Raw genomic sequence first — 24,560 nt, 5'->3', positions numbered from 1 at the left:
GCGTCACCCCGCCAGCACCGGCGCGACGCCGAGCAGCGGCAGCCGGCTCACTCGGCGACATCGACCGGGCGCCTTTCCTCGGAATGACTGGGGTCGCGGCTGTCCAACTGCAGGAACAGCGCCGCCGCCAGCATGGCCATGGCGCCGACGCTGAGGAAGGTCAGCTGGAACGCCCTGAGCACCTCGTCGCCTTGCGCCCCGCTCACCGTGAAGCCCCCGAGCAGCGCACCGGCGGTGGCCACGCCGAGGCTCATCGACAGTTGCACCACCACCGAGAGCAGGCTGTTGCCGCTACTGGCGTCGGCATTGCTGAGGCCGACCAGGGTCACGGTATTCATCGCGGTGAACTGCATGGAGTTGACCATGCCGATCAGGCCCAGGTGCAGCAGCAGGAACCAGGTCGGCGTCTGCCCGCTGATGGTCGCCAGGCTGGCGATGAGGCTGCCGAGCAATAGCGTGTTGCCGATCAGCAGCCGACGGTAGCCGAGGCGATCGATGATCGGCTTGGCCAGCGACTTCACCGCCATGGCGCCCAGTGCCAGCGGGATCATGCTCATGCCCGCCTGAGCCGGCGAATAGCCCAGCGCCACCTGCAACAGCAGCGGCAGCAGGAACGGCAGCGCCCCGCCGCCCAGGCGGGCGAACAGGTTGCCGAAGATCCCCACGGCGAAGCTGCGCGTACGAAACAGCGCGGGGCTGAACAGCGGGGCATCGATGCGCCCGGCGCGCAACCAGTAGGCGGTCATGCAGGCCACGCCGCCGAACAGCAGCAACGTGACCCGCGCATGCGGCATGTGCAACTCGCCGAGCCCCTCCAGGGCGATGGTGATGAGCACCATCGCCGCACCGAACAGCAGGAACCCCAGGCTATCGAAGCGCACCCGCTCGGCGCCCTTGAGGTCCGGCATGAAGCGCAACGCGGCAAGGCAACCGACCACACCCACCGGCAGGTTGATCAGGAAGATCCAGTGCCAGGACGCGTATTCCACCAGCCAGCCGCCGAGGGTCGGCCCCAGCAGCGGACCGACCAGCCCCGGCAGCGCGATGAACGCCATGATCCGCACGAACTCGCTGCGCGGGAAGGCGCGCAGCACCACCAGCCGCCCCACCGGCAGCATCAGCGCGCCGCCAAGGGCCTGCAGGACGCGGGAAGTCACCAGCTGGTTGAAGCTGGTCGACAGCGCGCAGAACAGCGAGCCCAGGGAAAACAGCACGATGGCGACGACGAAAATGCGCCGGCTGCCGAAGCGGTCGGCGATCCAGCCGGACGCCGGGATCAACAGCGCGACGGTGAGCATGTAGGCGATGACCACGCCCTGCATGCGCAGCGGGTCCTCGGCCAGATCGCGCGCCATCGCCGGCAGCGCGGTGTTGAGGATAGTGCCGTCCAGGGTCTGCATGAAGAAGGCGATGGCCACCAGCCACGGCAGGATTCGGGCGGTGCGGGCGTCGAGCGGAACGGGCGGTTGCATGGAGTCCCCGGATGCGAAAGGTGCAATATCTTAGAGGAACTGGCGCCCGCGGGTTCGCCGAAGCGCCGTGCACCCCGACCGCGGCGCCCCTGTGACGACACGCCGCACCTTGGCGTGCAACGCCCGCCATTGTGGCGTTCTGCTGGCAAATACCGCGCACTGCGGAGCGGCCGTAACAAAATATTTCTTCATAAATTGACGCGAATCATTATCATTCGGAGCCGCAAGTGCGACCCTCGCTCCGTCATTTCCCGTTTCCGGAGGCTCCAATGCGCATTCCCGCCACCCTGGCCATCACCTCGTTGCTCCTCACCCCGCTCGCCCAGGCGAAGGAATATCCCATCGGCGAGCCACAGCAGTGTGGCGGCATGGAAGTCGGCGCAGTGTACTTGCAGCCGGTCGAAATGGACCCACCGGGCATGATGCGTGCCGCGGCGGAATCCGACGTGCACCTGGAAGCGGACATCAGCGCCACCGAGGACAACCGTAACGGTTGGCAGGAAGGCAGCTTCGTCCCCTACCTGAGCATCCGCTACGAGCTGCGCAAGAGCGGTTCGGAGCAAGTGGTCGAGGGCGACTTCCACCCGATGGTGGCCAACGACGGGCCGCACTACGGCGACAACGTCAAGCTGCTCGGCCCCGGCAAGTACCAGCTGACCTACAAGATCCTGCCGCCGGGCTCGGGGCATAACATGTTCGGTCGCCACACCGACAAGGAGACCGGCGTCGCGCCCTGGTTCGAAGGCTGCGAGCTGCACTACGAATTCACCTATGCCGGCATCGGCAAGAAGGGTGGCTACTGATGTGCCGCGCCGGGCGCACGCTGCTCGGCGTCCTGCCGCTGCTGGCCGGGCTCGCCGGCACGGCCCAGGCCGCCCTGCCGACGTATGAGCTGACCATCCGCGATGGCCATTTCGAACCGGCGACCCTGGAGGTGCCGGCCCGCCAGCGCTTCAAGATCATCGTGCACAACGCCGGCAGCGGACCGACCGAATTCGAGAGCACGCCGCTGCGCATCGAGAAGGTGCTGTCGCCGGGCGTGACCTCCTTCGTCGTGATCCATCCGCTGAAGCCGGGCCGCTACCCATTCTTCGACGAATTCCATATGGATCTTCCCGAAGGCGAGATCATCGCCAAGTAGTAAGCAAGTAGCGAGGAGCACATCCATGGGCCAATCCATGTTCATCGTCTGGCGTGAAAGCATCGAGGCCCTGCTGGTCATCGGCATTCTGCATGCCTGGCTGCGCCAGCAACCGGGCGCGGCCGGCGCGCTGCGCATGCTCTGGGCGGGCGTAGCCGCCGGCCTGGGCCTGGCCAGCGCGTTGGGCTGGGGCATCCTGCAGGCCGGGGATTGGCTCGCCGGCAGCGCGGGCGAATGGTTCCAGTGCGCGATGCTGCTGGCCGCCAGCCTGCTGATCCTGCACATGGTCGGCTGGATGCACCGTCACGGCCGTACCCTGAAGAGCAGCCTGCAGAACAGCGCGGCGGAAAAGCTCGGCCAGGGCAGCGGCATCGGCCTGCTGCTGCTCGCCATGCTCGCGGTCGGCCGCGAAGGCAGCGAGACGGTGGTGTTTCTCTACGGTATCGGCAACCAGCAGCAGGGCCAGGACCTCGCCGGGTTCGTCATCGGCGGCGTGCTGGGCTTCGCTCTCGCCCTGCTCAGCTATGCCGTGTTGCAGGCCGGCAGCCGCTACTTCAGCTGGCGGCGTTTCTTCCAGGTCAGCGAAGTGATGTTGCTGCTGCTCGGCGGGGCCCTGCTGATGGCCGCGCTCGACCGCTTCAGCGGCCAGCTGATGGGCATGGACGTGCCGGAACTGCTCTATAGCGTCTTCGGCGATCCGCTCTGGGATACCTCCGCCCTGCTGGATGACGGCAGTGCGCTGGGCGGCACGCTCGCCGGCCTCACCGGCTATCGCGCCATGCCTTCGCTGGCGGCCGCGCTGATCCTGGGCCTGTACTGGCTCGCGGCATGGTTCTGGCTCACTCCGAGGCCACAGGCACAGCTGGCCGCGAGGCCGGTGTGATCACCCAGGCGCCGTGGCTGGCGCGACTCGGCGATCTGCTGCGCCAGCATGCGAAGGCCATTCGCACGCTGCAGTGGCTGGTGGTCGGCTTCTACCTGACCCTGCTGGTGATCCCCGCCTTCCTCGACTTGCCGCCGGCCCAGGCAGGCATGCTCGACAACCTCACGCTGCTGGCGCAGTTCATCTTCTGGGGCCTGTGGTGGCCGTTCGTGCTGCTGTCGATGATCTTCTTCGGCCGCCTGTGGTGCGGCGTGCTCTGCCCGGAAGGCTCGCTCAGCGAGTGGATCAGCTGGCGCGGGCTGAACAAGCGCACGCCGCGCTGGATCCGCTGGAGCGGCTGGCCGACCATCGCCTTCATTCTCACCACCGTCTACGGCCAGCTGATCAGCGTCTACGACTACGCCCAGGCGGCACTGCTGATCCTCGGCGGCTCCACCGTCGCGGCGATGCTGGTGGGCTTTCTCTACGGCCGCGGCAAGCGTGTCTGGTGCCGCCATCTGTGCCCGGTCAGCGGCGTGTTCGCCCTGCTCGCCCGGCTGGCGCCGGTGCACTACAAGGTCGACGAACAACGCTGGCTGGAGAACCGCGAGCCGCATCTGCCGACGCCCAACTGTGCGCCCTTGATCGACATCCGCCGCATGCAGGGCAACGCCGATTGCCATGCCTGCGGCCGCTGCAGCGGTCAGCGCGGCGCCGTGCAGTTGAGCGCGCGTTCGCCCAACACGGAAATCCTCATCGTCGGCGGCCAGCACAAGGGCGATCACTGGGACAGCACGCTGCTGCTGTTCGGCATGATCGGCCTGGCCATGGGCGCCTTCCAGTGGACGGTCAGCCCCTGGTTCATCGCCCTCAAGCAGGCGGCGGCGGAATGGCTGGTGGAACGCGACATCTTCTGGCCGCTGGAGGCCAACGCGCCCTGGTGGCTGCTGACCCATTATCCGCAGGCCAACGACGCCTTCACCTGGCTCGACGGCGCGGTGATCCTGACCTACATCTTCGGCAGTTCGCTGCTGATCGGCGGCGCGCTATGGCTGCTGCTGCGCGGCGCGGTGCGCTCGATGCGCCGGGGCGACAACGTCTTCCAGCACCTGGCCCTGGCCCTGACGCCTCTCGGCGGCGCCGGGCTGTTCCTCGGCCTGTCCGCCACCACGGTGAAACTGCTGCGCTACGAAGGCTTCCTGCTGGCCTGGGCGCAGCCGGCACGCGCGGCGCTGCTGATCGGCGCCGTGGCCTGGAGCCTGTACCTGGCCTGGAACGTCATCGGCCGCCACGGCGCCAACGGCCTGCGCCGCCTGCTGGCATTCGCCTGCGTCGGCGCCGGCTGCGCGCTGGTGGGCTATGGCTGGTGGCTGCAGTTCTGGGGCTGGAGCTGAGCCCCACCCTGCTTCAGGCCAGCAGGTAGGTTGGGTTGAGCGCAGCGAAGCCCAACGAGCGAGGCGCGCCTCACCCCAACCTACACCGCTTAACCACGGACCACGAACGACGGAAACAACCTGTCCAGGCGCTCCCACAGGCGTTGCTGATCGTACGGCGCGCGGCTGTCGGCGAGGCTGTCGTCGAGCATCCGCGCGGTGCGCACGCACTGCACGGCGAAGCGCTCGACACCCAGCCGGCGCAAGCGCTGGGCCATGTCCCAAAGCGTGTTCGCATCGAACAGCTGCCAGTGCACGGTGGTTCGGCACTCATGCTCGACGCCACTTTCCAGCAGGTGTTCGAGGCTCTTCCAGTTGGCCTTGCCGCTGCCCTCGACACCGGTGATCGCCGTGCTCTGTTCGGGCAATGCCTTGACGTCGAAACCGACCCAGTCCACCAGCGGCAGCACCTGGGCGAACAGCTTCGGCTTGATCCCGGCGCTGTGCAGCCCGACCTTGTAGCCCAGCGCACGCACCTGGGCAATGGCCTCCGGCAGCGCGCTCTGCAGGGTCGGCTCGCCGCCGCTGAATACCACCGCCTCGAGCAGGCCGACGCGCTGCTCGAGGAAGGCGAGAATCTCCGCCCAGGGCTTTTCCTCGCCGCCACAGGCGGGAATCAGCTGCGGGTTGTGGCAGTAGCGGCAGCGCCAGCCGCAGCCCTGGCAGAACAGCACGCAGGCCAGATGATCGGGAAAATCCAGGGTGGTCAGGGGGACCAGCCCCCCGACGCGCAGTGTTGCGGTCACCGCGTGGCCGCTTCGGTGAAATGCAGCCGCTCGCGATGCTCGGACTGCTTGCCCGGATTGAAGGCGGCGACCGGGCGGTGATAGCCCATCACGCGGGTCCAGACTTCGCAGCGCTGGCGTTGGTTCTCGGGCAGTTGGGTCGCTTGGCTCATGGTGTCGCTCCATTGCTTGGGTGAAAGAGAAAAGTCGTAGGAGCCCGCTTGCGGCGAGCGTTGGCAGCTGCAGAAGCATCGCTCGCAAGCGGGCACCGACAAGTGATCAGGCGCAGCAATCCTGCTGTTTTTGCAGCAGCGCCTCGTCGCATTTCGGGCAGAACTCGTGCTCTCCGGCCAGGTAGCCGTGCACCGGGCAGATCGAGAAGGTCGGCGTCACCGTCAGGTACGGCAGGCGGAAGCGCGACAGGGCGTTGCGCACCAGCTTCTTGCAGGCCTCGGCCGAGGAAATCCGCTCGGCCATGTACAGGTGCAGCACAGTGCCGCCGGTGTACTTGCACTGCAGTTCGTCCTGCAGCGCCAGCGCCTCGAACGGATCGTCGGTGAAGCCCACCGGCAGCTGCGAGGAGTTGGTGTAGTACGGCGCCTCGGCCGTGCCGGCCTGGAGGATGTCGGGAAAGCGCTTCTTGTCCTCCTTGGCGAAGCGGTAGGTGGTGCCTTCGGCCGGCGTCGCCTCCAGGTTGTACAGATGCCCGGTGTCCTCCTGGAACTGCACCAGCCGCGCCCGCACGTGATCGAGCAGCTCGATGGCCAGCGCCCGACCGGCCGCGGTGTGCAGCCCCTCGCTGTCATCGGTGAAGTTGCGCAGCATCTCGTGCAGGCCGTTCACGCCGATGGTGGAGAAATGGTTGCGCAAAGTACCGAGGTAACGCTTGGTGTACGGATAGAGCCCGGCATCCATGTGGTGCTGGATGACCTTGCGCTTGACCTCCAGGCTCTGCCGCGCCATCTCCAGCAGCGCATCCAGGTGTTCCAGCAACGCCGCCTTGTCGCCGGCGTGCAGGTAACCCAGGCGCGCGCAGTTGATGGTCACCACGCCGAGCGAGCCGGTCTGCTCGGCCGAGCCGAACAGCCCGCCACCGCGCTTGAGCAGTTCGCGCACGTCCAGCTGCAGGCGGCAGCACATGGAGCGCACCTGGTTGGGCTGCATGTCCGAGTTGAGGAAGTTCTGGAAGTACGGCAGGCCGTAGCGCGCGGTCATCTCGAACAGTCGCCCGGCGTTCTCGCTATCCCAGGGGAAGTCGTGGGTGATGTTGTAGGTCGGGATCGGGAAGGTGAACACCCGGCCGAGGCCGTCGCCGGCCTGCATCACCTCGATGTAGGCGCGGTTGATCAGCTCCATCTCGGCCTGCAGCTCGCCGTAGGCGAAGGGCATCTCCTCGCCGCCGATATAGGGGATCTGCTCGCGCAGGTCCTGCGGGCAGACCCAGTCGAAGGTCAGGTTGGTGAAGGGCGTCTGGGTACCCCAACGCGACGGCACGTTGAGGTTGTAGATGAACTCCTGGATGGCCTGGCGCACTTCGTCGTAGCCGAGGCGGTCCTTGCGCACGAAGGGCGCGAGATAGGTATCGAAGGAGCTGAACGCCTGCGCGCCGGCCCATTCGTTCTGCAGCGTGCCGAGGAAGTTGACCATCTGCCCGAGGGCGCTGGACAAATGCTTCGGCGGGCCCGCCTCGACCCGCCCGGGAATGCCGTTGAAGCCCTCGTTGAGCAGCGTGCGCAGCGACCAGCCGGCGCAGTAGCCGGCGAGCATGTCCAGGTCGTGGATGTGCAGGTCGCCCTCGCGATGGGCGGCGCCGATCTCCGGGCTGTAGACCTCGTCCAGCCAGTAGTTGGCGGTGACCTTGCCGGAGACGTTGAGGATCAGCCCGCCGAGCGAATAGCCCTGGTTGGCATTGGCGCGCACGCGCCAGTCTTCGCGGCTGAGGTACTCGTTCATCGAGGCGGCGACATCGACGATGGCCTTGCGATCGCGGCGCAGCCGGCCGTGGCGCTCGCGGTAGACGATGTAGGCGCGCGCGGTGTCGAAGTAGCCGGCCTCCATCAGCGCGTGCTCGACGCGATCCTGCACCTGCTCGACCTCGACGGTCGCCTGCGCCGCCAGTTGCTGCCGAACGTCGTCGGCCAGCGCCTGCGCCACCGGGGATGCGAACTCGCCGGTGGCGGCGCCGGCCGCCGCGATGGCACGCCCGATCTTGTCCAGCTCGAAGCCCACCAGACGCCCGTCGCGCTTGCGCAGCGACACCGGCCCCACCGTTTCAGCCTGCCAGGCCATTCCTGCCTCCATCACCATATGTAGTTGCGAACAAATCAGAAAAACACAATATGGTGTGACTTTAGGCGGATGGAGCGAATATCGAATTGACCACCGTCAAGCTTGCTCCGGCAAACGATGAAAGCCTCCCGCGTCCAGCGACAGCGGGCAGACTTGTCTGCGATCAAGGAAGTATCCGGGCGCTGCCTCCTAGGATGCAGCCTCAAAGACCCGGTCGCTCCTCCGGGAGGAATCATGCTCACCGAAAAGTCCCTTGTTGCCGAGCTGCGCCGCCATCACCTGTTCAGCCGCCTGCCGGAAGCCGCGATGCAGGAGGTGTGCGCCACGGCCAACCTCAAACGCCTGCCCACGGGCGCCTCGCTGTTTCACCAGGGCGACAAGGCGGACCGCTTCTATTTCCTCTTCAGCGGCCAGATCAAGCTGCACCGGGTGGTCTGCGACGGCCAGGAGAAGCTGGTGGAAGTCATGCGCGCCGGCGAATCGTTCGCCGAGGCCCTGCTGTTCAAGGGCACGCCCTGCTATCCGGTCAGCGCCACCGCGCTCAAGGCGAGCCTGGTGGCGAGCCTGAATGGGCCGCACTACCGGCGCATGCTCGAACAGCAGCCGGACATCTGCCTGGATATCCTCGCAACCCTGAGCATTCGCCTGCATCAGCGCATGACCGAGATCGACACCCTCACCCTGGCCAACGCCAGCCACCGCGTAGTGCGCTTTCTCGCCCAGTCGCAGCACGACGGCAGCGGGGTGGTCACGCTCGACGTGCCCAAGCGACTGATCGCCTCGAAGCTGGGCATCCAGCCGGAGACCTTCTCGCGCATCCTGCATCGGCTGATCGATGCCGGAACCATTTCCGTGCAGCGCCGGCGCATCGAGATCCTCGACAACAGCAAGCTCGCGACCTACGACGAATAGCCTGCGGCGGATTGCCCCAGCGTTCTTGATTGCTGTCAAAGGCAGCCGTCGGCACGGGCGCGACAATGACGGCCGTCACGAAGCCGTCAGGAAAAACACCATGAGCAAGCCCATGCCCACCCCCCTGGTTTACTCCTGCTCGGGTTGTTCCAACGTCGCCCAGCTCGCCAATACCCTGGCGGTGCGCCTGGACCGCGCAGGGCTGGCGGAGATGTCCTGCATCGCCGGCGTCGGCGGGCGCGTCGCCGCGCTGGTCAACAAGGCCAACTCCGGACGCCCGATCCTCGCCATCGACGGCTGCCCGCTGCACTGCGCGCGCGCCTGCCTGGCCCAGCACAACGTCATCCCCGACGTGCACATCACCCTCAGCAGCTACGGCCTGCGCAAACGCTACCGCGAAGACTGCAGCGAGGCGGAGACCGAAGCCCTGTTCGAGGACCTGAAGGGCATCATCGCCAGCGATCGCATGCGCCCGCGCCAGCTGCGCGTCTGCTGAGGCGGGCCGTCGCCACAGGCGGCGCGTGACCGCTAGGCCCCGGCAGCCTGCGCCTTGCCGGCCCGGGCGACCTCTTCGCCAGCGCCCTGCAACAGCTTCCACAGCCAGGCCGGCAGGGTATCGGGATCGAGGCTGTCGATCAGGTTCTTGATCGCCAGCCCCAGTTCGGTGTCGCCCTCGATGACCAGGCGGCGACGGAAGAACAGCGTATCCGGATCCTCCTGGCGGCTGGCCAGCAACAGGAACTCGCGCCAGTTGCCGCGGATGGTCACCTGCACCGGTGCCTGGGCGGCGACGCGCAGCTTCTCGCGCTCGCAGGTCAGGCACCAGGCCAGGCCGAGGTCGGCGACCTCCAGCCGCATCCAGTGGCCGTCGAGCACGTCGAAGGCCCCGTCGGCCAGTGCCTCGGCGAACACCTGGTTGAGGCTGCGCTCCAGCGCCAGGCGCTGCAGCAGGAACGGCGTCTTCGCCGCCAGCGGCAGCAGCCGCCCGCCGAGATTCACCAGATGGGTACGCGGGTTCAGCATAGACCGGCCTCCTCGGCACGCAGCATGCCCGGCTGGCCATGCCAATAACCATTGCAGCCGTCCACCGCCAGCGGCGGCAGCGCGCCCTTGCGCACCGCGTCGAAGGCGCCGATAACCTCTTCCATGCCGGCGGCGCGCGGGCTCAGGCGCAGCAGGTCGGCGCCGCTGTCGACCAGCCCCTGGTAGTCGGCGAGCAGGTTGCTGACCGACGCGGACATGGTCTGGATGCCGTTGATGGTGAACAGCGCCTCGCCTTCCTGACTGAGCAGCGGAATGCCCTCGGGGTAGTTCTGGCAGCAGAACTGGCAGTCGTCCTTGGGCCGGTTCTCGGCGCGCGCGGTGAAGCAGCGTGCCGAGTAGGCCAGCGGCAGGTGGCCGTAGGCGAATATCTCGATTTCCGGCAGCTCGACGCCCAGCCCGTGCAGTTGCCCACGGGCGCTCTTGATCAGCGCACCGGAGGCTTCCACCGGCGGTACCCAGCGCATCATCCCGGCGGCCACCAGTTCGGCCAGGGCATGGCCGTTGTAGAGGTTCAGCGCCGGGCCGCCGACGAAGGGCAGCTTGCGCTCGGCCAGCAGCTGCACCGCGCCCATGTCGTTGGCCTCCACCAGCAGCTCGCCGTTGTCGCACAGGCGGCGCAGGCTGGACAGCTCGGACGCCGCCTCGACCAGCGTCAGGCCGGACAGCACCAGTTGCGCCGAGGAAGCCTCGGCCAGGTCGCGGGCCAGGCCCAGCCAGTCGTCGAGCATCATCGCCCGGCGCTTGGAGCACACCGTCTCGCCCATGTAGATCACGTCCAGCGGCTGTTCCGCCATGTTCGCGTAGAAATCCAGCGTCTGCTGGCGGTCCCAGTAGAACAGCACCGGGCCGAGAGAGAGTTTCATGCTTGGCTCCTCGTTCATTGCCAGGCCCGGTGGTAAGCACCCAGGGTGGTTTGCGAGCCCTCGGACAGGCCGTCCAGCACGTCGCGCCAGGCGGGTTGCACCACGTAGCGTTGCGGTGCGTTGAGGTAGGCATCCAGCGCCGCGCGCCAGACCCGGGTGACCTGCTCGACATAGGCCGGGCTGCGTTGGCGCCCTTCGATCTTCATCGCGGTGACGCCGATGGCGGCCAGTTCCGGAATCAGGTCCAGGGTGTTCAGGCTGGTGGGTTCTTCCAGCGCGTGGAAGCGCTGGCCGTTGACCATGAAGCGGCCCTTGCACAGCGTCGGGTAACCGGCCGACTCGCCCTCGGCGTAGCGGTCGATCAGCACGTTGTTCAGCCGCGAGGTCAGCCCTTCCGGCTCCTCGCTCCAGCGTACCGCCTTGGCCGGCGAGCAGACGCCACAGAGGTTCGGCGACTCGCCGGTGAGATAGGACGACAGGTGGCAACGGCCCTCGGCCATGATGCACAGGCTGCCGAAGGCGAACACCTCGATCGGTACCGGGCTACTCGCCGCGACCTGCTTGACCTGCTTGAGCGACAGCACCCGCGGCAATACCGCGCGGCTGATGCCGTAGCGCTCCTGGTAGAAGCCGAGGGCCGCGGCATTGGTCGCCGAGCCCTGCACCGAGAGGTGCAGCTTGAGCTTGGGATGACGCTTGCTGGCGTAGCCGAGCACGCCGGGGTCGGCGGCGATCAGCGCGTCGACGCCCAGGTCGGCCGCCTGGTCCACGGCACGGCGCCAGCGGTCCCAGCCCTGCGGCTGGGCATAGGTATTGACCGCGATGTACAGCTGGCGGCCCTTCTCGCGGATCAGCTGCAAGCCCTTGTCGAGCTGCTTCTCATCGAGGTTGAGGCCGGCGAAATGGCGGGCATTGGTGTCGTCGCGAAAACCGACATAGATGGCGTCGGCGCCCTGCTGGACGGCAGCCTTGAGCGCGGGCAGGCTTCCTGCCGGGCAGACCAGGTGCATGGCAACTCCTAGACATTCGGGTACATGCGCGCCGCGCAGAGGCAGCGCGGCGGTCGTTCGGCTGAACGGAAAAAACAGCCGGCAGTCTAGGCAGCTGACCTGTGGCCAGCATTGATGAGGGTCAAGATTGAACGGCCACGGCAACTGCGACGAAAGGCAGCAGTGCAGCGCGCCTGCCGGCCAGCCGCGCTGGCCCGCGCGCCCGCGTCAGATCCCTTCGTCCCCCTCGAATTCCTCGGTGGCGCGGGCGACCATCTGGCGCCAGGCGCCGGACTCCTCGCCCAGCAGGCGCATGGCCTTGAGGCTGGCGAGGAAGGCGTCGCGGTAGTGCAGTGGGTTGTTTTCGCTGGCGGCCCGCTCGGCGAAGGCTTGCGCTTCGTTGAGCAGCGCGTCGAATTCGTTCTGGTTCAGGGCCATGAAGCTCTCCTCGTAAGTGACGACCTGAGGTTAGACCATGGCGGGCGCCCGACGTCGCCTGCCGCCGGGCGGCGCTACTTGAGCTTCAGCCGCCGCGCCAGCTTGTGCAGGTTGCTCGGGTCGACATCCAGCAACCGCGCCGCCTGCGCCCAGTTCTCGTTGCTGGCCTCCAGCGCACGGACGATCGCCTGGCGCTGGCTGGCGTCCACCGTCTGGCGCAGCGGCAGTATCTCGTCGGCCGCCGCCGGCGCCTCCGCCACGCTGGCCGGCTCGACGCCTGCGGCGCGGCTGTCCAGGTCCAGCAGCTCGGGCTCGAGGGTGAGAATCTCGCCGCGCGAGGCGCCCCGGCTGAGCAGGCGCAGCGCCGCACGGCTGATCACATGCTCCAGTTCGCGAACGTTGCCCGGCCAGGCGTAGCCCAGCAACGCGCGCTCGGCGGCCGGCGACAGGCGCATGCTGCGCAACCCCAGGCGCGCGCGGTTGAGCTCGAGGAAATGCCCGGCAAGGATCAGCACGTCGTTGTCGCGTTCGCGCAGCGGCGGGATCGGCGCCGGGTAGACCGACAGCCGATGGTAGAGGTCGGCGCGGAAGTGCCCTTCGCGCACGCTGTCGCGCAGGTTGCGGTTGGTCGCGGCGATGATCCGCACGTCGACTTGTCGCGGCTTGTCCGCGCCCAGGCGCTGGATCTCGCCGTTCTGCAGGGTGCGCAGCAGCTTGGCCTGCACCGTCAGCGGCAGCTCGCCGACCTCGTCGAGCAGCAGCGTGCCGCCGTTGGCCGCATCGAAGCGCCCGGGGCGGTCGGTGGTGGCGCCGGAGAAGGCGCCCTTGACGTGCCCGAATAGCTCGCTCTCGGCCAGCGACTCGGGCAGCGCCGCGCAGTTGACGTGCACCAGCGGCTTGTTGCGCCGCCGCGAATGGCGGTGCAGCCAGCGCGCGAACAGCTCCTTGCCGACCCCGGTCTCGCCGAGCAGCAGCACCGGCAGTTCGGAATCGGCCACCACCTGCAGTTCGCGCAGCAGTTCGCGGATCGCCTCGCTCTGGCCGAGGATCTCGCCCTCCTCCTGCATCAGCGTGGTTTCCAGCGCGTCGCTGCGCGCCAGGCGCAGGCCGCGGTTCTCGTGTTCCAGGCGGGTCACCCGCACCGCCGCCTCGATCACCAGGGTGTAGCGCTGCAGGTCGCGGCGGGCGTCGTCGTCGAAGGTGCCGGCATGCAGCGCATCCAGGGTCAGCGCGCCCCACAGCTTGCCTTCGACGAAGAGGCTGACGCCCATGCAGTCATGCACCGGCAGCGGTTCGCCGACGTGCTCGTCGAGCAGGCCGTCGTAGGGGTCGGGCAGGCGGCTGTCCGGCTCGAACCAGGTCGGCTCGCGCTGGGAAAGGATCGCCGCCAGGCGCGGGTGCTGGGCGACGACGAAGCGCCGGCCGAGCGCCTCCTGCACCAGCCCTACCGCCGCCAGCGGACGCAGGCTGTCGTCGTCCAGCCGCAGCAGCACCACCGCGCCGCAGCGAAAGCGCTGGTGCAGGGTCTGCACCAGCCGCTGCAGGCGCACGGCGTTGGGCAGTTCGGTGATCAGGTCGGCGAGCAGCGCTTCTTCCATCATGGTACGAGTTACCCTCAAGGTTTTTTAAACCATATCCGCTGAGGGTCACTATCACCACACCTTTCTTTAAAAACATTGAAAATCAATAGGTTAGAAATGGCACAGGGCATGCAACGAACCGCTCAACCATCCCTGGAAGCATCGCCATGACCTCTACGATCGATCAAACCCTGGGCAGCCTGGCCTGCTCGATCCCCGGCGCAACCCGCGTGCTGCGCCAGTACAAGCTGGATTTCTGCTGCGGCGGCAATGTCCCGCTGCGCGAGGCCGCCGCCCAGCATGGCCTCGATGCCGAGCAGATCGCGGCCGAACTGGCGGCCCTCAGCGATCACGGCGACGCTGCGCCGGACTGGCGCAGCGCGCCGGCCAACCAGCTGATCGAACACATCCTCGAGAATTTCCATGAGCGCCACCGCGACCAGTTCCCGGAGCTGATCCGCCTGGCCAACCGGGTCGAGCACGTCCACGGCAGCCGCCCGGAATGCCCGAACGGGCTGGCCGAGCACCTGTGGACCATGCAGCAGGAGCTGGAGAGCCATATGCTCAAGGAGGAGCAGATCCTCTTCCCCATGCTGCAGCGCGGCATCGGCTTCCCGCAGGCCCAGGGGCCGATCTCGGTGATGCGCTATGAGCACCAGCAGCATGGCGAGGCCCTGGAGCGGCTGGCCGCGCTGACCAACGACATCACCCCGCCGGCCAACGCCTGCAACACCTGGCGCGCGCTGTACCGCGGGCTCGAGGAGCTGCGCAGCGACCTGATGCAGCACATCCACCTGGAAAACAACATCCTGTTCCGCAATGCCGAGGCCGGCTGACCGCCGCGCCGCCCATCGGCACCGCGCCAAACGCGCCAAGAGGATTCGCCCATGAAGCAGTACCTGCAACCGATGGCCTGGGGCCTGGCGATGGCCACGATGGTCGCAACCGCCAGCACGTTCGCGCTGAGCATGGTCGCCGGCACGGCGCAGGCCGCCGTCGCGCATGACCACGGCCAGGCGCATGCGCCCTTGGCCGGCGTGGCGAGCGGCGAACGCTGGGCCACCGACGCCGCGCTGCGTGAGGGCATGACGCGTATCCACGAGGCCCTGGAGCGCAACCTGCCGCATGATCCGCAGCAGCCGCTGGGCGACGACCAGGCCACGGCCCTGCGCCACGACATCGAAGCCGCGGCCGGCTACCTCGTCGCCAACTGCCAGTTGCCCGCGGCGGCCGACGCCGCCCTGCACGGGCTGCTGGCCGAGCTGCTGCAAGGCGCGGCGACGCTGCCTGAAGCCGGCCGGCGCGAGCAGGCCCTCGCGCGCATCGCCAGCGCGCTCGAGCACTATCCGCAGCTGTTCGACGAACCGCTCTGGCGCGACGGTTTCGGCGCCCGCCTCCACTAAATAGAACGAATGAGCCCGCTCGCCAGCCCTTGATCGTCATCGCGGTCTGGCCTGCTTTCCCGATGGCATATGCGCTAGGCTGTGTCGTCATCGCTCAACTAGAAACAGGACGCCTTGCATGGTGCTTCACCGCGTACACCACCAGATTCTCCGCAGCCATCACCTGTTCGAGCCATTGAACGAGGAACAGATGGAGGAACTGCTCAATTCCAGCCAGTTGCTCAACCTGGACAAGGGCGACAACCTGTTCCACCAGGGCGAACCGGCGCACAGCTTCTACTTCGTCATTTCCGGCGCGGTGAAGGTCTACCGCCTGACCCCGGACGGCCAGGAAAAGGTCTTCGAGGTCATCGGCAACCGCCAGACCTTCGCCGAAGCCATGATGCTGATGGACACGCCCAACTACGTCGCCTCGGCGCAGGCGGTGTGCCCATCGCAGGTCTACCGCTTCTCCAACGCCGCCTACATGCGCCTGCTGGAGGCCAACCAGCGGCTGTCCTTCGCCCTGCTCGGCAAGCTCTGCGTGCGCCTGCACCAGCGCATCAACGAGATCGAGACGCTGTCGCTGAAGAACGCCACCCACCGCGTGGTGCGCTATCTGCTGACGCAACTGGCGCGGGTCAAGGACGGCAGCAACAGCTTCGAACTGCCGATGGCCAAGCAACTGGTCGCCGGGCACCTGTCGATCCAGCCGGAGACCTTCTCGCGGATCATCCGCCGGCTGATCGACGAAGGGATCATCACCCAGGAAGGCCGGCAGATCACCATCCTCGACCGCCAGCGCCTCGAGCAGTTCGAGTGAGTTGATCGTCATCAAAGCCTGCGGCTTTCGGGCCATGCCAGGCTTTATCGGTCAGGAGGAGCGACCGTCCATGGCCAAGTGCCTTTACTGCCAGCAAGACAACCCGCCGCGGCAAGCCGAATGCGACAACTGCGGCATGCCCTTGCCCGAACGGGCCGACAGTGCCCCGGAGCGGCGCCAGCGGCGCTTCCTGTGGTTCTGCATCGGCCTCGCGCTGTTCTGCGCCGTGATGATCATCTGGTTGCCGCGGTATCTGTTCTGACCCGTAGGGTGGATCACGCTTCGCCGATCCACTGGGCCGCGCCATGGTGGATGTAAAAAGCGACATCCACCCTACCTGCCCCGCAATACCTCGCGACCACCGTAGGGTGGATCACGCTTCATCGATCCACCGGGCCGCGCCATGGTGGATGTAAAAAGCGATATCCACCCTACCTGCCCCGCAATACCTCGCGGCCACCGTAGGGTGGATCACGCTCCACCGATCCACCGGGCCGCGCCACGGTGGATGTAAAAAGCGATATCCGCCCTACCTGCCCCGCAATACCTCGCAGCCACCGTAGGGTGGATCACGCTCCACCGATCCACCGAGCGGCGCCACGGTGGAGGTAGAAGACGACATCCCCCCCTACGGCTGGGTCAGTTGCTTGTACAGCTGCGGCAGGCGGAACGGCAGTTGCTGCGGTTCCTTGATCAGGGTGTAGCCGTTGGCGCCGAACATGTACGGCAGGTAGTCGCCGGCCTCGCGGTCGATGGTGATGCAGAACGGCAGCAGGCCTTGCTTGCGCGCCTCCATCACCGCCTGGCGGGTGTCCTCGACGCCGTAGCGGCCCTCGTACAGATCCAGATCGTTGGGCTTGCCATCGGTGACCAGCAGCAGCAGCTTGCGCCGCTGCTTGCAGGCACCGAGCAGTTCGGTGGCGTGGCGGATGGCCGCGCCCATGCGGGTGTAATAGCCGGGCTTGAGCGCCTGGATACGTCCGCGCGTCTCGTCGCCGTAGGGCTGGCGGAAGCTTTTCAGCTCCTGCATGCGCACCTGCTGGCGGCGCAGCGAGGAGAAGCCGTACAGCGCAAAGGGATCGCCCACCGCCGACAGCGCCTCGCCGAACAGCAGCAGGCTGTCGGTGACCACGTCGATCACCCGGTGCTCGTTGTCCAGGTGCGCGTCGGTGGACATCGACAGGTCGGCCAGTAGCAGACAGGCCAGGTCGCGGCGGTTCTGCCGCTGTTCCATGAACAGCCCGCGCTCGGCGCACTGGCCGTTCTGCCGCTCGACGTGGAAATCCAGCCAGGCCTGCATGTCCAGTTCCGCCCCCTGGGGTTGCTGACGCAGCCACTGGCGATCGTTGCGCAGATGCTCGAATTGCCGGCGCAGGCGCCGCGCCAGCGGCGACAGGTGCAGCGGCAGCGGCTTGGCCTCGGAGCCGCGCGGCAGCATCAGCTGCAGGTTGACGAAATCGGGTTGCAGGCACTGCTTGCGGTAGTCCCACTCGGGCAGCTTGATGCCCTCGCCCAGCGGCACGTCGTCGAAATCCGCCGCCGGCAGGTCCAGGTCCAGCTTGAGTCCGCCGCCCTGGCGCATGCGCTGGCGCGACAGCGCCAGTTCGTCGAGGTCCTCGGCGACGCGGGCGGCATCGAGGTCCTCGGTATCGTCGCCGCAGCGATCCAGTTCGATGTGTTCGGACCAGCTGAACAGGTTCTCCAGGCGGAACAGCAGTAGGCCGCCCTTGCTGGTGCTTTCCTCGACTCGCCGGGCGCGCTTGCGCTGCCGGGTCTCGCCCGCCGGCGGGGTTTCCAGGTTGCCCTCGCCGTCCTCGCCACGATCCGCGGCCTGCGGTTCACCGAGGTTTTCCGCCGGATACAGCCACAGCGGCAGCGGCCAGGGCGCGCGCTCGCTGCGCGGGAACCGGTCGACGCTGCCCGGCTCGCGCAGGGCCTGGCATAGCGCCGCTTCCAGCGCGGCCTCGGCCTTGGGCAGTTGGCCCGGGTCCGGGCGCAGTTGCAGGTGCGCCTCGACCAGCCGCTGGTAGCGTGGCCACATGGCCGGAAAGCGTTCGAGCAGCGCCAGGGTCCAGCGCTGGTTGTCACGCGCCCAATGGCGCATCTCGCCCGCCTGCGCCGCGAGCAGCGCCAGCCAGCGATACAGATCCTGGTTCAGCGCCGCCTCGGGGTATACCGCGAGGCTTTGCGGAAGCCGCAGGTTGTTGCGGTCGCACCAGGCCACCGGCAACTGCTTGCAGGTGCCGGCGACCTGTTGCAGCAGGTTGCGCCGCAGCAGCAGATCCCGCGCGCTGGCGGCTTCGACAGCGACGCCGCTGGCCCCGCCCATGGCGCGGAACAGCAGCGACAGCGGCCGTTGCATGCTTTCCAGCTCGACCCGCGCCTCGGGGAAATCGGGGCTGGCGCGGCGGGTGATGAAGCGGTGCCAGACGCTGCCGACCCACTCTTCCACTTCGATGGTAAAGGCCATGGCGGGTTACTCCGTGCAGGCGGGGAAAAAGCACGACGGCCCGCTAGTACCAGCCGGGCCGTCGGTTCTCATTGCGCGCCGTCTCAGGCTGCGCTGGCGGCTGCCGCTGCGACCGTCACACGACCGCGCTGGCGGAAGCTGTACAGGTAGCAACCCAGGCCGATCAGGAAGAACACCCCGGCGATCAGGCGCAGCCAGAAGAAGATGGCCAGCTGGTCGGCGGTATTCATGAACGACATGGCAGCACCATCGGCGGGAATGCGCTGCAGCCAGACCTGGACCACGCCCGCGGCGGTGAGGAACAGGGTGATGGCGACCATGGAGATGGTCATCAGCCAGAAGCCCCAGATCTCGACCCGCTGCGCCTGTGCATCCGGCGCTTCACCCAGGCCACGCAGGCGCGGCATGGCGTAGCTGATCATGGTCATCACGATCATCGCGTAGGCGCCGTAGAAGGCCAGGTGGCCATGCGCGGCGGTGATCTGCGAACCGTGGGTGTAGTAGTTCACCGGTGCCAGGGTGTGCAGGAAGCCCCACACGCCAGCGCCGAGGAACGCGGTCACGGTGGTGCCGATGGCCCACAGCGAAGCGGCCTTGTTCGGATGCTCGCGGCGACGACGGTTCACCATGTTCAGGGCGAACAGCACCATGGCGAAGAACGGCAGCGGTTCCATGGCGGAGAAGATCGAACCCAGCCACAGCCACACGGTCGGCGCGCCGATCCAGAAGAAGTGGTGGCCGGTACCGATGATGCCGGTGATCAGGGCCATGGCGATGATCACGTACAGCCACTTCTCGACCACTTCGCGGTCCACGCCGGTGATCTTGATCAGGACGAAGGCCAGCATCGAACCCATGATCAGTTCCCACACGCCTTCCACCCACAGGTGCACGACGAACCACCAGTAATACTTGTCGCGCGCCAGGTTCTCCGGGTTGTAGAAGGAGAACAGGAAGAACACCGCGAGGCCGATCAGACCGGTCATCATCACCGTGCTGACCACGGTCTTGCGACCCTTGAGCATGGTCATGCCGATGTTGTAGAGGAAGCCCAGGGCCACCACCACGATACCTATCTTGGTGATCGTCGGCTGCTCGAGGAACTCGCGGCCCATGGTCGGCAGCAGGTCGTTGCCGGTCATCGCGGCCAGCCCGGCGTAAGGCACGAACAGGTAGCCGAGGATGGTCAGCACGCCGGCGGCGGCGAACACCCAGAACAGGATCAGCGCCAGTTTCGGGCTATGCAGTTCGCGGTCCGCTTCCTCGGGAATGAGGTAGTAGGCCGCGCCCATGAAGCCGAACAGCAACCAGACGATCAGCAGGTTGGTATGAACCATGCGCGCCACGTTGAAGGGCAGCAGCGGGAACAGGAAATCGCCGACCACGTATTGCAGGCCCATGATCAGGCCGAACAGGATCTGCCCGACGAACAGCATCAGCGCAAACACGAAATAGGGCTTGGCGACGGCCTGCGATTGGAATTTGAGATGCGGGTTAATGATGCCCATCTCGTGGCCCTCCTATGGATTGGAAAACAAAGACGCCCATCACACTCAACCCTCCTTGTTCGGCGGCCAGTTGTTGGTATCGATCTTCGAAGTCCACTTGAGGAACTCCGCCATATCGTCAACTTGCTGCTCGGTCAGATTGAATTGCGGCATCGCCCGGCGACCTGGCGCCCCGAGGGGCTGAGCCTTCATCCAGGCGTGCAGGAAGGGCTTGAAGGCCTCCTCGCCGCCGCGACGGACGAATACGTTGCCCAGCTCCGGCGCGAAATAGGCGCCCTCGCCGAGCAGGCTGTGGCAGCCGATGCAGTTGTTGTTTTCCCAGACCGCCTTGCCGCGCACTACCGCTTCGGTCATTTCCGAATCGTTCGATCGCTCGGGGAAGGTCTGCTCTGTGTGGTAGGTCAGGCCGAGGAATACCAGGAAGAAGAACACGCTTCCTCCGAAGTAGATATTCCTGGCCATCCCTTTGGTGAAGGTCTCGGACATGGTCGCCTCCTCATGGCTTGGCGTGGCCAGTTTAAGAAGGAGGCTATCGAAACCTGCTTGATGGCAATCAAGAAAAACCTGAACGTGGCAGTCGGGCTTTCCGGAGCCTCAAAGGGTGGTATGCGGTGCGGCGGAGCATCGGGGGCAACGTCCGCTCGATGCGCGCAGGTTGGGTTGCGGCGCGAAGCGTCGAAGCCCAACCTTGCCATCGCCCTAGCCACTGGCAGCGAAGCCAGGCGAGGCATGCGCGCCGAAGCCCAGCGCCATGCGAAAGCAGCGCCTGGGCGCTCGCGTGTTGGGCTTCGCTGCGCTCAACCCACCCTACGCCCAACCCGCACCAGCGGCTTTCTCAGGCGCTGCGCTGCAGGGTGCCGACGCGCAGGCCGGTCTTTTTCAGGATGCGGCTGGAAACCAGCATCTCGTCGCCGCGGCAGGCCTTGCCGAGCAAGGCGCGGATCTGGTTGCGGTAGGCCTCGATGGCCGCCGCGTCGCGGCCGTGGACCATGGCGAACAGGTTGTACGGCCAGCCCTCGCGGCGCGGCCGGCGATAGCAGTGGCTGACGAAGGGCTGCGCGCCGATCAGCGCGCCGAGGCGCTCGATCTCGGCATCGTCGACGTCCCATACGGTCATGCCGTTGTGCCGGTAGCCCAGGCGGTAGTGGTTGGGCACGGCGGCGATGCGGCGAATCGCACCGGCGGCCTGCAGCCGCTGCAGCAGCGCCAGGGTCTCGTCCACTTCGAGATCGAGCTCGCCGGCGAGCCAGGCCCAGGGGTCCTCGACCAGCGGCAGGCCGGCTTCGGTGAGCGCCACCAGGCGTTGCGCCAGGGCCCGGTCAGACGGGGAAATGCAATCCGACATGATAGGTTTCCTCCTTCGGCAGGTTGAGCACCACGAGCCCGGTCTGCGCCTCGATGCGCGCCACGGTTTCGGCGATGCCCTGCGGGGTCGCGCAACCGAGCACGAACCACATGTTCCAGGGGTGTTCACGGCGATAGTTGTGCGCCACCTCCGGCATCGCCGCGAGCTGCGCGGCGACCTCGTCGAAGCGCGCCTCGGGCACCGCCAGCGCCGCGAGGGTGAAGGCACCGCCCAGGCGCTCGATATCGAACATCGGCCCGAAGCGGGTCAGCACGCCGTCGTCCAGCAGCGCCTGCACCCGCGCGCGCAACGCCTCGGAGGTGCTGCCCAGTTCCTCGGCCAGCGCCTGCCAGGGGTGGCGGACCAGCGGCAGGCCGTGCTGCAGGCGATTGATCAGTTGCCGGTCGAATTCATCCATTGGCAACCTCCCTGGCCGGCGGCGGGGCATAGCGGCCGCCGCATTGCTTGAAGGCGCGCGTGCTGAACAGCAGTTGATGCGGCACTTCGTCGAGGCCGTTGGCGGCGAGCAGCGCCGCGATCAACTGGCAGACCTGCTCGCGTTCGCGCCCATGGACCATGCAGAACAGGTTGTACGGCCATTGCGGCAGGCGCCGCGGCCGCTGGTAGCAGAGGTTGACGCCGGCGGCCTGGCCGAGCCGGCGGCCCACCTCGTCGACCTGCGCGTCGGGGATGTCCAGCACCAGCATGGCATTGGCCCGGAAACCCAGGGCACGGTGCTTGAGCACCAGGCCGACGCGCCGGAACAGGCCCTCGTCCTGCCAGCGCTGGATCTGCTCGAGGACCTGCGCCTCGCTGGCGCCGACCTGCTCGGCGAGCCGTCGATAGGGGCGCGCATCCAGCGGCAGGCCGCCTTCGAGCAGGCGCCGCAGGTGCATCGCCTGCAACTCGTTCAGGCCGGCGTTCATGATGGTTCTCCCAGCGGAAAGCCCAGGTCGATGCGGTAGGCGTGCAGCATCGGCAGGTCGAGCGGCACCAGCCCGGTATCGGCCTCGATCTCGGCGAGCAGGCGGTCGATGTGCGGTCGGTCGGGCCCGGTCAGCACGAACCAGAGGTTGTAGCGATGCTCGCGCAGGTAGTTGTGGTTGACCTCGGGGTAGGCGTTGATGCGCGCGGCGACCTGCTCCAGCCGCGCCTGTGGCACGGCCAGCGCGACCAGGGTACTGGCGCCGGCGCGGCTGTGCTCGAATACCGGCCCGACACGCGAGAGACCGCCGCCGTCCTGCAGCTGCTCGAGGCAGGCGAGCACCTCGGCCTCGCTGCAGCCCAGCTCCTCGGCCATCGCGCGGTAGGGCTCGGCGCACAGCGGCATGCCATGCTGGTAACGGTCGATCAGGCGGCGGCCGAGGCTGTCGATGTGCATGTCACAACCCCGTCTCGTGGGCACGGCTGCTGAAGAAGATGCCGCTCGGGCTCTCGGCCGGCAGGCGCTTGATCAGCTCCAGGCGATAGGGGTCCCATACCTGCACCTCGTTGCCGTCGCGAACCGACAGCCACAGCTGGTCGCCACGCGCGGTGAACTCCATGTGCAGTACCGCCGGCCCCGGCTCCAGGTCGGCGATGATCTGGTGGGTCTCGCTGTCGATGACCTGGACCCGGTGGTTGTCCGGATGGGCGAAGTTGACCCAGATCTGCCGTGCATCGGGGCGGGCCATGACGAACACCGGCTGGCCGGCGACGTCGATGGCGTCGGTCTGCTTCCAGCTCTGCGAATCCATCACCAGCACGCGATGCTGGCCGATGGCCGGGACGAAGGTCTGGTTGCCGGCGACAGTCCAGCCCTCCAGGTGGGGCATCTTGTACACCGGCAGTTTTTCCTGGCCGCGGCCGTAGCCATCGAGAATGCGCTCGACGCCGCGCTCCGGATGCCACAGGTCGATCTTGCCCATGCCGTCCTCGCCGAACAGCCCGGCGATGTAGTAGCGGCCCTCCGGGGTCAGCAGCGCGTCGTAGGGTTGCTTGCCGATGTCGTCGAAACGGGTGATCTGCGGCGTGTTGCCCTGGCTGAAGTCCAGCAGCCAGGTTTCATTGGTATCGAACAAGCTGTAGATGAAGCGCCGGCCGGGCGCATCGATCACGCCGACCACCCGCGAGTTGCGGCTGCCGTCGGCCAGCGGCGTGGCGGGGATGTCGGCGACCAGTGCCAGGGTGCTGGCGTCGAAGACCTTGACCCCGCCCGGCTCGTAGTTGCCGACGGCGATCAGCGTGCCGTCCTGGCTGATCGCGCCGCCGATGCTGTTGCCGCCCTGCACCACGCGCCGGTCGATGCGCTGGCGCAGCAGGTCGACCTTGGTCAGTCCGCCGTCGCGGCCGAATACGTAGGCATAGCGCTCATCGCGGGAAAACACCACCGAGGCGTGGGACAGGTCGCCCAGCCCTTCGACGCGGGCGATGCGGCTCTGGCTGCTGCTCTCGATGATCTGCACGCTGCCGGTGGCGCGCTCCACCACCACGCCGAGGTCGCCCGTGCCGCGCAGCGGGTGTTGCGCGCAGGCCGTGAGCAAGGCGGCCGCGGCCAGCAGCAGAAAAGGACGGATCATGGCTTGGGATATCCTTCGAGTAGACGGTCGACCAGCCAGGCGATGTCCGCCTCGTCCAGCAGGGCCTTCCAGCCGGGCATGGCGGTGCCGGGGCGGCCGTGGGTGACGGTGGCGATCAGGCTGTCGCGGGGTTTGCCGGCAAGCGCTTCGCGGGTCAGCGCCGGCCCGAGGCCGCCGGTCATGCGCAGGCCGTGGCAAGAGCCGCAGTCCTGCAGGAGCAGATGGTCGAGCTGAACCTGGCGCTCGGGCGTGGGCGCCGCGGCCAGGGCAGCGGGAATCAGGAGGAAGGACGCCAGGGCGAGCCCCAGACGCGATACTGCATGGCGGGACTGGATCATGACGTCCTCCAGGGTATTACTTCTGGCTAAGAACCCACTCGGCGAGGATCTTGGCTTCTTCTTCGGTGACAGGGTTTGGCGGCATCGGGATCGGACCCCAGACACCCTGGCTGCCGTTCTTGATGTGCCCGGCGAGCAGGTCGGCGGCGCCGTCCTGGCCTGCGTACTTGGCGGCGACTTCCTTGAAAGCCGGGCCGACCAGCTTGGCGTCGATGCTATGGCACGCAGCGCAGGGCTTGCTCTTGAACAGCGCTTCGCCGTCCTGTGCGAACGCCGGCTGCAGGGCCAGCGCGCCGCCAAGGGCGAGCAATGGGAGCAGAACTTTCTTCATGAGTACTTCCTCAAGGCTAAAGCGGGGGCGGATCTTGAGGCCCGCCCCCTGGTTAAC

Annotated in this window: 29 protein-coding genes; 10 read left to right on the top strand and 19 right to left on the bottom strand. The window is 67.2% G+C overall.

Annotated elements, in window-relative coordinates:
• Positions 1-47 precede the first annotated feature (47 nt).
• Complete coding sequence (gene mdtD, locus CXK94_RS14195; RefSeq protein ID WP_102894832.1) at positions 48-1,472, bottom strand: multidrug transporter subunit MdtD; 1,425 nt, start codon at positions 1,470-1,472, stop codon at positions 48-50.
• A 269-nt stretch (positions 1,473-1,741) separates the two neighbouring features.
• Here mdtD and CXK94_RS14190 point away from each other — a divergent pair, with 269 nt between their 5' ends.
• Genes CXK94_RS14190 through CXK94_RS14175 form a run of 4 tightly spaced genes read left to right on the top strand, consistent with a single transcriptional unit; the run spans position 1,742 to position 4,869 of the window.
• Positions 1,742-2,275, top strand: a complete 534-nt coding sequence (locus tag CXK94_RS14190; protein WP_102894831.1) for an iron transporter — start codon at positions 1,742-1,744, stop codon at positions 2,273-2,275.
• On the top strand, positions 2,275-2,613 hold the full coding sequence (locus CXK94_RS14185; protein ID WP_102894830.1) for a cupredoxin domain-containing protein: 339 nt from the start codon (positions 2,275-2,277) through the stop codon (positions 2,611-2,613). Before CXK94_RS14190 ends, CXK94_RS14185 begins: the two co-directional genes overlap by 1 nt.
• Positions 2,614-2,638: 25 nt before the next feature.
• Positions 2,639-3,496 (top strand): FTR1 family iron permease, encoded by an 858-nt coding sequence (locus CXK94_RS14180; protein WP_102894829.1) that lies wholly within the window; start codon positions 2,639-2,641, stop codon positions 3,494-3,496.
• Complete coding sequence (locus CXK94_RS14175; protein ID WP_102894828.1) at positions 3,493-4,869, top strand: 4Fe-4S binding protein; 1,377 nt, start codon at positions 3,493-3,495, stop codon at positions 4,867-4,869. Before CXK94_RS14180 ends, CXK94_RS14175 begins: the two co-directional genes overlap by 4 nt.
• An 89-nt stretch (positions 4,870-4,958) precedes the next feature.
• On the opposite strand, the gene CXK94_RS14170 is transcribed toward CXK94_RS14175, so the two are convergent.
• From CXK94_RS14170 to CXK94_RS14160, 3 genes are all read right to left on the bottom strand, one after another.
• Positions 4,959-5,654 (bottom strand): anaerobic ribonucleoside-triphosphate reductase activating protein, encoded by a 696-nt coding sequence (locus CXK94_RS14170; protein WP_102894827.1) that lies wholly within the window; start codon positions 5,652-5,654, stop codon positions 4,959-4,961.
• A complete protein-coding gene (gene nrdD, locus CXK94_RS14165; protein WP_102894826.1) occupies positions 5,651-5,806 on the bottom strand; it encodes an anaerobic ribonucleoside-triphosphate reductase in 156 nt (51 codons plus the stop codon). The genes CXK94_RS14170 and nrdD overlap by 4 nt, the downstream gene beginning before the upstream one ends.
• A gap of 106 nt (positions 5,807-5,912) precedes the next feature.
• Entirely contained in the window at positions 5,913-7,922 is a 2,010-nt protein-coding gene (locus CXK94_RS14160) for a ribonucleoside triphosphate reductase (RefSeq protein ID WP_102894825.1), read from the bottom strand.
• Positions 7,923-8,156: 234 nt separating this feature from the next.
• Between CXK94_RS14160 and CXK94_RS14155 the strand changes: the two genes are divergently transcribed.
• Positions 8,157-8,834, top strand: coding sequence for a Crp/Fnr family transcriptional regulator (locus tag CXK94_RS14155; RefSeq protein ID WP_102894824.1), 678 nt, complete (start codon positions 8,157-8,159; stop codon positions 8,832-8,834).
• 100 nt (positions 8,835-8,934) lie between these two features.
• Entirely contained in the window at positions 8,935-9,330 is a 396-nt protein-coding gene (locus CXK94_RS14150; RefSeq protein WP_102894823.1) for a putative zinc-binding protein, read from the top strand.
• 32 nt (positions 9,331-9,362) lie between these two features.
• Here CXK94_RS14150 and ubiT read toward each other — a convergent pair whose 3' ends face one another.
• The 5 genes from ubiT to norR form a co-directional block, all read right to left on the bottom strand.
• Positions 9,363-9,857, bottom strand: a complete 495-nt coding sequence (gene ubiT / locus CXK94_RS14145) for a ubiquinone anaerobic biosynthesis accessory factor UbiT (RefSeq protein WP_102894822.1) — start codon at positions 9,855-9,857, stop codon at positions 9,363-9,365.
• Positions 9,851-10,741: a U32 family peptidase gene (locus tag CXK94_RS14140; RefSeq protein WP_102894821.1), complete on the bottom strand. Its 891-nt coding sequence runs from the start codon at positions 10,739-10,741 to the stop codon at positions 9,851-9,853. Before CXK94_RS14140 ends, ubiT begins: the two co-directional genes overlap by 7 nt.
• Before the next feature lie 14 nt (positions 10,742-10,755).
• On the bottom strand, positions 10,756-11,751 hold the full coding sequence (ubiU, locus tag CXK94_RS14135) for a ubiquinone anaerobic biosynthesis protein UbiU (protein WP_102894820.1): 996 nt from the start codon (positions 11,749-11,751) through the stop codon (positions 10,756-10,758).
• Between the two features lie 207 nt (positions 11,752-11,958).
• Complete coding sequence (locus tag CXK94_RS14130; protein WP_102894819.1) at positions 11,959-12,168, bottom strand: hypothetical protein; 210 nt, start codon at positions 12,166-12,168, stop codon at positions 11,959-11,961.
• Between the two features lie 74 nt (positions 12,169-12,242).
• A complete protein-coding gene (norR, locus tag CXK94_RS14125) occupies positions 12,243-13,769 on the bottom strand; it encodes a nitric oxide reductase transcriptional regulator NorR (RefSeq protein WP_102894818.1) in 1,527 nt (508 codons plus the stop codon).
• Between the two features lie 146 nt (positions 13,770-13,915).
• Between norR and ytfE the strand changes: the two genes are divergently transcribed.
• From ytfE to CXK94_RS14105, 4 genes are all read left to right on the top strand, one after another.
• Positions 13,916-14,584, top strand: a complete 669-nt coding sequence (gene ytfE / locus CXK94_RS14120; protein ID WP_102894817.1) for an iron-sulfur cluster repair protein YtfE — start codon at positions 13,916-13,918, stop codon at positions 14,582-14,584.
• A 51-nt stretch (positions 14,585-14,635) separates the two neighbouring features.
• Positions 14,636-15,151: a DnrO protein gene (locus CXK94_RS14115; RefSeq protein ID WP_102894816.1), complete on the top strand. Its 516-nt coding sequence runs from the start codon at positions 14,636-14,638 to the stop codon at positions 15,149-15,151.
• Between the two features lie 118 nt (positions 15,152-15,269).
• The gene (locus CXK94_RS14110; RefSeq protein WP_037039974.1) at positions 15,270-15,953 is read left to right on the top strand and encodes a Crp/Fnr family transcriptional regulator; all 684 of its coding nucleotides are present in this window, start codon (positions 15,270-15,272) and stop codon (positions 15,951-15,953) included.
• 70 nt (positions 15,954-16,023) lie between these two features.
• Positions 16,024-16,215: a hypothetical protein gene (locus CXK94_RS14105; protein ID WP_037039972.1), complete on the top strand. Its 192-nt coding sequence runs from the start codon at positions 16,024-16,026 to the stop codon at positions 16,213-16,215.
• Positions 16,216-16,581: 366 nt separating this feature from the next.
• Here CXK94_RS14105 and CXK94_RS14100 read toward each other — a convergent pair whose 3' ends face one another.
• The 10 genes from CXK94_RS14100 to CXK94_RS14055 all read right to left on the bottom strand — a co-directional run bounded on the left by CXK94_RS14100 (position 16,582) and on the right by CXK94_RS14055 (position 24,503).
• Positions 16,582-18,423 (bottom strand): nitric oxide reductase activation protein NorD, encoded by a 1,842-nt coding sequence (locus CXK94_RS14100; protein WP_102894815.1) that lies wholly within the window; start codon positions 18,421-18,423, stop codon positions 16,582-16,584.
• Positions 18,424-18,506: 83 nt separating this feature from the next.
• A complete protein-coding gene (locus CXK94_RS14095; RefSeq protein ID WP_037039969.1) occupies positions 18,507-19,931 on the bottom strand; it encodes a cbb3-type cytochrome c oxidase subunit I in 1,425 nt (474 codons plus the stop codon).
• 45 nt (positions 19,932-19,976) lie between these two features.
• Positions 19,977-20,417 carry a c-type cytochrome gene (locus tag CXK94_RS14090; protein WP_037039967.1) on the bottom strand — a complete coding sequence of 147 codons (441 nt, stop codon included), beginning with the start codon at positions 20,415-20,417 and terminating at the stop codon, positions 19,977-19,979.
• Positions 20,418-20,766: 349 nt separating this feature from the next.
• Positions 20,767-21,276, bottom strand: a complete 510-nt coding sequence (locus CXK94_RS14085; RefSeq protein WP_102894814.1) for an Lrp/AsnC family transcriptional regulator — start codon at positions 21,274-21,276, stop codon at positions 20,767-20,769.
• Positions 21,251-21,694, bottom strand: coding sequence for an Lrp/AsnC family transcriptional regulator (locus CXK94_RS14080; RefSeq protein WP_037039962.1), 444 nt, complete (start codon positions 21,692-21,694; stop codon positions 21,251-21,253). Before CXK94_RS14080 ends, CXK94_RS14085 begins: the two co-directional genes overlap by 26 nt.
• Positions 21,687-22,202 carry an Lrp/AsnC family transcriptional regulator gene (locus CXK94_RS14075; protein ID WP_037039960.1) on the bottom strand — a complete coding sequence of 172 codons (516 nt, stop codon included), beginning with the start codon at positions 22,200-22,202 and terminating at the stop codon, positions 21,687-21,689. The genes CXK94_RS14080 and CXK94_RS14075 overlap by 8 nt, the downstream gene beginning before the upstream one ends.
• The gene (locus CXK94_RS14070) at positions 22,199-22,657 is read right to left on the bottom strand and encodes an Lrp/AsnC family transcriptional regulator (RefSeq protein WP_102894813.1); all 459 of its coding nucleotides are present in this window, start codon (positions 22,655-22,657) and stop codon (positions 22,199-22,201) included. The genes CXK94_RS14075 and CXK94_RS14070 overlap by 4 nt, the downstream gene beginning before the upstream one ends.
• Position 22,658: 1 nt before the next feature.
• Complete coding sequence (locus CXK94_RS14065; RefSeq protein WP_102894812.1) at positions 22,659-23,834, bottom strand: cytochrome D1 domain-containing protein; 1,176 nt, start codon at positions 23,832-23,834, stop codon at positions 22,659-22,661.
• Positions 23,831-24,172 carry a c-type cytochrome gene (locus CXK94_RS14060; RefSeq protein ID WP_037039951.1) on the bottom strand — a complete coding sequence of 114 codons (342 nt, stop codon included), beginning with the start codon at positions 24,170-24,172 and terminating at the stop codon, positions 23,831-23,833. Before CXK94_RS14060 ends, CXK94_RS14065 begins: the two co-directional genes overlap by 4 nt.
• Before the next feature lie 16 nt (positions 24,173-24,188).
• A complete protein-coding gene (locus CXK94_RS14055) occupies positions 24,189-24,503 on the bottom strand; it encodes a c-type cytochrome (protein WP_037039948.1) in 315 nt (104 codons plus the stop codon).
• Positions 24,504-24,560: the final 57 nt, after the last annotated feature.

The organism is Stutzerimonas stutzeri, from assembly GCF_002890915.1.
GTDB classification, from domain to species: Bacteria; Pseudomonadota; Gammaproteobacteria; order Pseudomonadales; family Pseudomonadaceae; genus Stutzerimonas; species Stutzerimonas stutzeri_AF.
Note: the sequence above shows the minus strand (reverse complement) of the source record. Positions and strands in the feature narration are given on the sequence as shown.

Excerpts from the sequence above, each read along its gene's own strand:
- mdtD (WP_102894832.1), bottom strand. The coding sequence starts at position 1,472 with ATGCAACCGCCCGTTCCGCTCGACGCCCGCACCGCCCGAATCCTGCCG.
- CXK94_RS14190 (WP_102894831.1), top strand. The coding sequence starts at position 1,742 with ATGCGCATTCCCGCCACCCTGGCCATCACCTCGTTGCTCCTCACCCCG.
- CXK94_RS14185 (WP_102894830.1), top strand. The coding sequence starts at position 2,275 with ATGTGCCGCGCCGGGCGCACGCTGCTCGGCGTCCTGCCGCTGCTGGCC.
- CXK94_RS14180 (WP_102894829.1), top strand. The coding sequence starts at position 2,639 with ATGGGCCAATCCATGTTCATCGTCTGGCGTGAAAGCATCGAGGCCCTG.
- nrdD (WP_102894826.1), bottom strand. The coding sequence starts at position 5,806 with ATGAGCCAAGCGACCCAACTGCCCGAGAACCAACGCCAGCGCTGCGAA.
- CXK94_RS14160 (WP_102894825.1), bottom strand. The coding sequence starts at position 7,922 with ATGGCCTGGCAGGCTGAAACGGTGGGGCCGGTGTCGCTGCGCAAGCGC.
- CXK94_RS14155 (WP_102894824.1), top strand. The coding sequence starts at position 8,157 with ATGCTCACCGAAAAGTCCCTTGTTGCCGAGCTGCGCCGCCATCACCTG.
- CXK94_RS14150 (WP_102894823.1), top strand. The coding sequence starts at position 8,935 with ATGAGCAAGCCCATGCCCACCCCCCTGGTTTACTCCTGCTCGGGTTGT.
- ubiT (WP_102894822.1), bottom strand. The coding sequence starts at position 9,857 with ATGCTGAACCCGCGTACCCATCTGGTGAATCTCGGCGGGCGGCTGCTG.
- CXK94_RS14140 (WP_102894821.1), bottom strand. The coding sequence starts at position 10,741 with ATGAAACTCTCTCTCGGCCCGGTGCTGTTCTACTGGGACCGCCAGCAG.
- ubiU (WP_102894820.1), bottom strand. The coding sequence starts at position 11,751 with ATGCACCTGGTCTGCCCGGCAGGAAGCCTGCCCGCGCTCAAGGCTGCC.
- CXK94_RS14130 (WP_102894819.1), bottom strand. The coding sequence starts at position 12,168 with ATGGCCCTGAACCAGAACGAATTCGACGCGCTGCTCAACGAAGCGCAA.
- norR (WP_102894818.1), bottom strand. The coding sequence starts at position 13,769 with ATGATGGAAGAAGCGCTGCTCGCCGACCTGATCACCGAACTGCCCAAC.
- ytfE (WP_102894817.1), top strand. The coding sequence starts at position 13,916 with ATGACCTCTACGATCGATCAAACCCTGGGCAGCCTGGCCTGCTCGATC.
- CXK94_RS14115 (WP_102894816.1), top strand. The coding sequence starts at position 14,636 with ATGAAGCAGTACCTGCAACCGATGGCCTGGGGCCTGGCGATGGCCACG.
- CXK94_RS14110 (WP_037039974.1), top strand. The coding sequence starts at position 15,270 with ATGGTGCTTCACCGCGTACACCACCAGATTCTCCGCAGCCATCACCTG.
- CXK94_RS14105 (WP_037039972.1), top strand. The coding sequence starts at position 16,024 with ATGGCCAAGTGCCTTTACTGCCAGCAAGACAACCCGCCGCGGCAAGCC.
- CXK94_RS14100 (WP_102894815.1), bottom strand. The coding sequence starts at position 18,423 with ATGGCCTTTACCATCGAAGTGGAAGAGTGGGTCGGCAGCGTCTGGCAC.
- CXK94_RS14095 (WP_037039969.1), bottom strand. The coding sequence starts at position 19,931 with ATGGGCATCATTAACCCGCATCTCAAATTCCAATCGCAGGCCGTCGCC.
- CXK94_RS14090 (WP_037039967.1), bottom strand. The coding sequence starts at position 20,417 with ATGTCCGAGACCTTCACCAAAGGGATGGCCAGGAATATCTACTTCGGA.
- CXK94_RS14085 (WP_102894814.1), bottom strand. The coding sequence starts at position 21,276 with ATGTCGGATTGCATTTCCCCGTCTGACCGGGCCCTGGCGCAACGCCTG.
- CXK94_RS14080 (WP_037039962.1), bottom strand. The coding sequence starts at position 21,694 with ATGGATGAATTCGACCGGCAACTGATCAATCGCCTGCAGCACGGCCTG.
- CXK94_RS14075 (WP_037039960.1), bottom strand. The coding sequence starts at position 22,202 with ATGAACGCCGGCCTGAACGAGTTGCAGGCGATGCACCTGCGGCGCCTG.
- CXK94_RS14070 (WP_102894813.1), bottom strand. The coding sequence starts at position 22,657 with ATGCACATCGACAGCCTCGGCCGCCGCCTGATCGACCGTTACCAGCAT.
- CXK94_RS14065 (WP_102894812.1), bottom strand. The coding sequence starts at position 23,834 with ATGATCCGTCCTTTTCTGCTGCTGGCCGCGGCCGCCTTGCTCACGGCC.
- CXK94_RS14060 (WP_037039951.1), bottom strand. The coding sequence starts at position 24,172 with ATGATCCAGTCCCGCCATGCAGTATCGCGTCTGGGGCTCGCCCTGGCG.
- CXK94_RS14055 (WP_037039948.1), bottom strand. The coding sequence starts at position 24,503 with ATGAAGAAAGTTCTGCTCCCATTGCTCGCCCTTGGCGGCGCGCTGGCC.